General features: G+C 61.6%; 5 protein-coding genes. All 5 read left to right on the top strand.

Annotated elements, in window-relative coordinates; translation table 11 throughout:
* Positions 1-17: 17 nt before the first annotated feature.
* Positions 18-494: a (2Fe-2S)-binding protein gene (locus tag B3V69_RS15335; protein WP_296447884.1), complete on the top strand. Its 477-nt coding sequence runs from the start codon at positions 18-20 to the stop codon at positions 492-494.
* On the top strand, positions 491-2,650 hold the full coding sequence (locus B3V69_RS15340; RefSeq protein ID WP_296447885.1) for a xanthine dehydrogenase family protein molybdopterin-binding subunit: 2,160 nt from the start codon (positions 491-493) through the stop codon (positions 2,648-2,650). The genes B3V69_RS15335 and B3V69_RS15340 overlap by 4 nt, the downstream gene beginning before the upstream one ends.
* Positions 2,651-2,676: 26 nt before the next feature.
* On the top strand, positions 2,677-4,779 hold the full coding sequence (locus tag B3V69_RS15345) for an alpha/beta fold hydrolase (protein WP_296447886.1): 2,103 nt from the start codon (positions 2,677-2,679) through the stop codon (positions 4,777-4,779).
* A gap of 70 nt (positions 4,780-4,849) precedes the next feature.
* Positions 4,850-5,938, top strand: coding sequence for a patatin-like phospholipase family protein (locus B3V69_RS15350; protein WP_296447887.1), 1,089 nt, complete (start codon positions 4,850-4,852; stop codon positions 5,936-5,938).
* Between the two features lie 6 nt (positions 5,939-5,944).
* The coding region (locus tag B3V69_RS15355) for a ribonuclease catalytic domain-containing protein (protein ID WP_296447888.1) at positions 5,945-6,654 on the top strand (710 nt) is incomplete at its 3' end.

Here is a 6,654-nt window from a genome sequence, read left to right on the forward strand (position 1 = left end):
CTTTATACGGAGGTCCTATGCGACGCACGACCCGATTTGTTCTGAACGGCCGCCCTATCGCGCTTGACACCGACGACGAACGTGTGCTCCTGTGGGTTTTGCGCACGGATCTGGCGCTCACAGGCTCAAAGTACGGCTGCGGTGAAGGACTGTGCGGCGCCTGTACCGTGACCGTCGGCGGCAAGGCTGTACGTTCTTGCAACACGTCTCTCAAGAGCGTAGCCGGCAAGGAAGTCGTCACCATCGAGGGGCTGGGCCGTGACGGAAAACTGCATCCACTGCAGCAAGCCTTTATCGACCACGGCGCGCTGCAATGCGGCTACTGCACGCCCGGAATGCTGCTGGACGCGTCTGCGTTCCTGCGCGAAAATCCGCAACCTTCACGTGGCGCCATTGTCGCCCGCATGGACCACAACCTGTGCCGCTGCGGAGCTCACCAGAGGATTGTCGAAGCGATTGAATTCGCAGCCCGTCAAATGGGAGGTCGATCATGAGCGCGTCTGCCGGTGTGCGCCGCCGCAGTTTTTTCAAACTGCTGGGAGGCGGAATTGTCATGTTCGTTGACCTGGGCCCCTTGGCGGCCTTCGCGCAAGATGCCACTCGCCTCTATCCGGAGGATTTCAATGCCTATCTGGTGATCGGCGAGAACGGTCGTGTCACCGTTTTTTCCGGCAAGATCGAGATGGGTCAAGGCGTGTTGACCTCCCAGGCGCAAATGGTGGCCGAGGAGTTGGGCGTTGAACTCGCGGCGATTGACATGGTTCTGGGCGACACCGACCAATGCCCTTGGGACATGGGGACGTTCGGCTCCCTGACCACCCGCATGTTCGGGCCCGCACTGCGCGCGGCAGCAGCCAAGGCTCGTGTCGCCTTGATGACGCTGGCTGCCAGGAAGCTTGGTGTTCCGGAGGAACAACTTGTGCTGAAGGACGGCGTAGTGTCTGTCGTCAACGAGCCGAACCGAAACGTTAGCTACGGCGAGCTTTCCAGGGGAGCGCGAATCGCGCAAGTGGTGGACCAGAAAGCTGTTTTGCGGGCCGCCTCCGAATTCCGGGTGATGGGTGGTTCGCCGCAGCGGCTCGATGCCCTTGAGAAAGTAACGGGGGCGGCGAAATACGCGGCCGACATCAGGCTCCCCGGCATGCTCTACGCGCGGATCCTGCGTCCGCCGATGCATGGCGCGACACTGACACGGCTCGACACGTCGGGCGCGGAGAAGTTGCCCGGGATCACGCTTGTCAGGCGTGGCGACCTGGTCGCCGTGTTGCACGCCGATCCGCAAGCCGCGGACGTCGCGCTCGGGCGCCTCGCAGCGGACTGGCGCCGACCCGAGGCGAAGGTGGACCCAGAAAGCATTTTTGATCACATCGTCAAGCACTCTGGCGAGCCAGGAAATTTGGTGAATCGAGGCGATCTTGCCGCAGCGCGGGCCGGTGCCGCGCGTTTGTTCGAGACGACGTACCAGAAGGGGTATGTCGCACACGCAGCCATCGAGCCGCACGCCGCAGTGGCTGAAATCAAGGGCGGCAAAGCCACGGTCTGGGCGTCGACGCAAACGCCGTTTCCGACGCGGGACCGGCTCGCAAAGATTCTCGGACTCGACCCGAAGAACGTGCGCGTGATGACGCCGTTCCTCGGCGGCGGGTTTGGCGGCAAGAGTGCGGACGGTCAGGCCGTTGAAGCGGCACGGCTGGCACACATCACCGGCAAACCCGTGCAAGTGGCCTGGAGCCGCTCGGAGGAGTTTTTCAACGATACTTTCGATCCCGCTGCGGTCGTCAAAATTGTCTCGGGCCTGGATCGGGATGGAAGAATCTCGTTTTGGGACTATTCGGTCTACGCTGCCGGGGACCGTGGCGCCAGTACTTTCTACGATATTCCGAACGCCCAGATTCGTTTGGCCGGGCGCACAGCGTACGATCCGACGGCTGCGGGGGCAAGCGTTCATCCGTTTGCCGTCGGGCCGTGGCGGGCGCCGGGCGCCAACATGAACGTGTTTGCCACCGAGTCACAAATTGACATCATGGCCGCAGCGGCTGCAGCGGACCCGCTGGCGTTCCGTCTTCGACATCTCACGGATGCCAGGATGCGCAGAGTCCTGCAGGCCGCCGCCGCTGCTTTTGGCTGGAAGGCGGCCGCTGCGCCGAGTGGCAGAGGTGTCGGGCTGGCGTGCAGCATGGACGCCGGGACCTACGTCGCGACGATGGCCGAGGTGAAGGTGGATTCGGTGACCGGAAAAGTGAAAGTGCTGCGGATTGTTTGCGCACAGGACATGGGGATCGTCGTGAATCCCGACGGCGCGAAGATGCAAATCGAAGGCGGTATCACCATGGGGCTCGGTTACGTATTGAGCGAGGAGCTTCGGTTCAGCGGCGGCGAGATTCTTGACCGAAACTTCGACACCTACGATATCCCACGCTTCTCCTGGGTTCCTCGAATCGAGACCGTGCTCGTCAAGAACGACAATCTGGCGCCGCAGGGCGGTGGGGAACCGTCGATCACCACGACCGGAGCGGTGATCGCCAATGCGGTATTTGACGCCACCGGGGCGCGCATGTTCCGCCTGCCGATGCGTGCGGAGCGCGTTCGTCAGGCGATCTTGGGGGCATCCCTTGAGCACACGCGACGACCTGCTGCAGGCTTCGATTGACGCTCAAAACAAGACTCCTTACCGTAATGACTTTCTCCGTCCTGGGACTCTTCGCGGGCTGCACCGCAGTTCCGCCCACGGTACAAAACGACGCAAACCTGGAATATGTCGAGCTGAGCGGCTACAAGTTTCATGTTCGAACCTATGGCGACCCGCGCCTGCCGCCGCTGGTTGTGGTCCACGGCGGTCCGGGCGGCGATTCGAAGTATCTTTATCCCCTTCAGGACCTGGCCAAGACCCACTACCTTGTCTTTTATGACCAGCGCGGAACGGGCTTGTCGCCGAGAGTCAACAAGGAACTACTGACGCTGGAGAGCAGCTTGGACGACCTCCACCGTATCGTGCGTCATTACGGCGGGCCGGGGCAAGTCAAGCTGATCGGCCACTCGTGGGGCGCCATGCTGGTGGTGGCTTATCTGGGCCGGCACCCGGACCGGGTCAGCCACGCGGTGGTCGTGGAGCCGGGTATGTTGAATCCGCTCTGCGCCAAAGAATTTGTGCGTCGCCTCAAGGCGTCCCAATCATTTTGGGATGCGCTGCCCCTGATGAAATACATTTTGTTGAGCCCTTTCGTTTCGACCCACGACGGCCATGAACGATTCGACTACGTCATGACGCGATTGATGAACCGGGCCAAGCCGGGTGGACCGTATCAGTGCGAGGGGGAATCAATGCCGCCAAACGCCTTTGAACGCGCCGGTTACGCTGCCTTTTCCAATATGCTCAAGCCGGTGCTGGATCATCCGGAAAGCTTCACGCAGGACCTCACCCACAACACGGCCGCCTACACCGGCCAGCTGCTGCTGCTGAGCAGCGAATGCAGTTTCATTGGCTACCGGTTCCAGCAGCAGTTTCACATGCCCTTCCTGCCCGCGCAGACCGTGCATCGCGAGGCCAAAGCCATGGGCCACAACATGCTCACGCTGAACCCGGCGTGGAGCGTTGACGTCATTGGCAAGTTCTTGGGTGAGCCTGGCCCAAGCGCTCGCGCCAGCGGCCTCTTTGCGCCTGCGTCGACCCGGACCGTTGAGAGCAAACCGCACCGTGAACGCCCGGCCGACAAGGGCAAGGTGACAGACGTTCTGGATCAGTATGCCGGGTCACAAGTCCCGGGTCTGCAATACCTTGTCGTGGACGCCGATGAAACCCTTTTCGAGTACGCGGGCGGCTGGGCCGATATTCAGAATCACAAAGCGATGACGCTGGACACCACGCTGATGGCGTACTCGATGACCAAGACCTTCACCGCCGTCGCCATTCTGCAATTGGTGGCGCTGGGAAAATTGGGATTGGACGACGAGATTGACCGCTACTTGTCGAACAAGCCCTATGGGGGGCGTCACATGACCATTCGCCAACTGCTGGACCACACTTCCGGCGCTCCCAACCCAATCCCCCTGCGCTGGGTGCATTTGGTGCAAGAGGACGCGAGTTTTGACGAAGACGCGGCACTGGCCCGGGTTCTGCGCGACCACCCCCAACTCGCATTTGAGCCGGGCCAGAAGTTTGCCTACTCCAATATTGGCTATTGGCTTCTCGGCAAAATCATCGAGCAGGCAACGGGACAGTCCTACCCGGACTATGTGAGAAAAAATATTATTGCGTCCTTGGGTCTTTCAACGCAGGAGATGGCTTTTTCCATTCCCAACCCGGCCCGACATGCCAATGGCTATCTTGCCAAATACTCCGTGATGAATCTGGTGAAGAGTTTCGTCACCGACAGCAAATATTGGGGACGGTACGAGGGCCGTTGGTTACGCTTGAAAAACCACCAACTGAATGGCCCGGCCTTTGGCGGACTGGTCGGCACGGCGCGCGGCTTCAGTCGTTTTCTGCAAGACCAGTTGCAGTCCGAGTCGGCTTTGTTCAGCCCCGCGACCAAGCGCTTGTTGGAAACCCGGCAAACCGACAGCGCAGGCCAGCCGATCCCGATGACGCTGGGCTGGCACCTTGGCAAAACAGGCGGCGAGACCTATTTCTTCAAAGAGGGCGGGGGTGGCGGCTTTCATAGCGAGATGCGCCTTTACCGGGCGAAAGGCATGGCCTCCCTCGTGATGGTGAACAGCACAGTATTCAATTCAAGCAAATTCCTGAATCGGCTGGATCGGTCTTTCTTGGCGCTCCGATAAACGCATGGCTAGGGAAAACCCTATACTGCCCCTGCTCGCATGGCACCTTGTGCGTCGAGAAGGAGTTCCTATGACCGACATCTCTGCAACACCCAGGCGTCCAGTCGTTCCGACGATGTCAGGCCTCGCCCGGCTCAAACGTTTGTTAGGCAGCTCGCCGCGCCGACTCAACCTGGCGCTTCAGGGCGGGGGTGCCCACGGGGCGTTCACCTGGGGCGTGCTGGACGCGCTGCTCGAAGACCCGGGCCTGGTGTTTGAGGGCTTGAGCGGCAGCAGCGCCGGGGCCATGAACGCCGTGATGTTTGCCGATGGCTGGGCAAAGGGCGGGCGTGATGGTGCGCGCCAGGGTTTGTCGGATTTCTGGACCGAAGTCGGCAAGCAAATGCCTTGGGGCATGACGACCCACGGCCAGGGCGAGGCCATCAGCCTGTCGCCGGCCAGCAAGTTGCTGGCGAGTTGGGCCGGGTACTTTTCGCCCTCTCAGCTCAACCCTCTGGATCTGAATCCCTTGCGTGATCTGCTCAACCGACAGGTGGATTTCGAGCGCTTGCGCGAAGCGAGCCCCTTCAAGTTGTTTATCGGCACCACGCAGGCCAACACCGGCAAGCTGCGGGTGTTTCGCGAAACTGAGCTCACCGTTGATGTGTTGCTGGCCTCCGCCTGTCTGCCCAAAATCCATCACCCGGTGGAGATCGACGGCGAGCCGCATTGGGACGGCGGCTACGCGGCCAACCCGGCGGTATTCCCCTTGTTCTACGACTGCGAATCGCGTGACATTTTGTTGGTGCTGCTGAGTCCGCTGCAACGCGAAGGCCGGTTGAACACGGTGGAGGAAATCGAGGAGCGCATCGTCGAGCTGGCGTTCAGTGCCAACTTCATGCGCGAGATGCGGATGTTCGCGCAGGCGACTGAATTTTCAAACCCGACCTTCCTGACCTGGGGTCGGCTGGAGCGGCGGCTGCAGAAGATGCGCTTTCACATGATCGATTCGAACCAGGTGCCGAGCCTGCAGCGCTCCGAGACCAAGGTGCTGGCTTACGGCCCGTTTCTCACGCTGCTGCGGGCACAGGGCCGCGAGCGTGCCACGGACTGGCTGTCGGCGCAGTCGGCCGAGGTCGGACAACGGTCAACGGTGGATATGAAGAAATGGTTCACCTGAGACAGCATGTATATTGACCGCATGAACGCCAACCACCACCATCTCCGCTCCGACCTCGTTCGCATTGCTATCCGCGTCATGTCCGAGCGCGGCCTGCAAGCCGAGTTCTCGGCCGCTGTCGCGCAGCAGCTGGCCTCGATCACCGGCCCCGGCCGCGACGCCGATGCGTCCATTCGCGATCTCACGGGTCTGCTTTGGTGTTCCATCGACAACGATGACTCGCTCGATCTGGACCAGCTCACCGTCTGCGAGCTGCTGGGCAAAGGCGGCGTCAAAATGCTGGTGGCCATCGCCGACGTGGACGCACTGGTCAAAAAAGGCACGGCCATTGACGAGCACGCCCTGGCCAACACGACCTCGGTCTACACCTCCGCGCGCATCTTCCCGATGCTGCCCGAGCGTCTGTCCACCGATCTGAGCTCGCTCAACTTGGGCGAGGAGCGGCTGGCGCTGGTAACCGAGATGGTTTTCAACGCCGACGCGACGCTGGCCAACACCACGGTGTACCGGGCCCGCGTGCGCAACAAAGCCAAGCTCGCCTATGACGCGGTGAGCGCCTGGATCGAAGGCGAGGGCGCGCTGCCGGCCGCGGCGGCCAGCGTGCCCGGCATGGAGGCGCAACTGCGCAGCCAGGACGCGCTGGCCCAGCAATTGCGTGCGCGCCGACATCTGGAGGGTTCGCTGGAGTTCGAAACCTTCCAGCCGCGCGCCGTGTT

The organism is Rhodoferax sp. UBA5149 (assembly GCF_002413825.1).
In the GTDB taxonomy this organism is placed as follows: Bacteria; Pseudomonadota; Gammaproteobacteria; order Burkholderiales; family Burkholderiaceae_C; genus Rhodoferax.

Excerpts from the sequence above, each read along its gene's own strand:
- B3V69_RS15335 (WP_296447884.1), top strand. The coding sequence starts at position 18 with ATGCGACGCACGACCCGATTTGTTCTGAACGGCCGCCCTATCGCGCTT.
- B3V69_RS15350 (WP_296447887.1), top strand. The coding sequence starts at position 4,850 with ATGACCGACATCTCTGCAACACCCAGGCGTCCAGTCGTTCCGACGATG.
- B3V69_RS15340 (WP_296447885.1), top strand. The coding sequence starts at position 491 with ATGAGCGCGTCTGCCGGTGTGCGCCGCCGCAGTTTTTTCAAACTGCTG.
- B3V69_RS15345 (WP_296447886.1), top strand. The coding sequence starts at position 2,677 with ATGACTTTCTCCGTCCTGGGACTCTTCGCGGGCTGCACCGCAGTTCCG.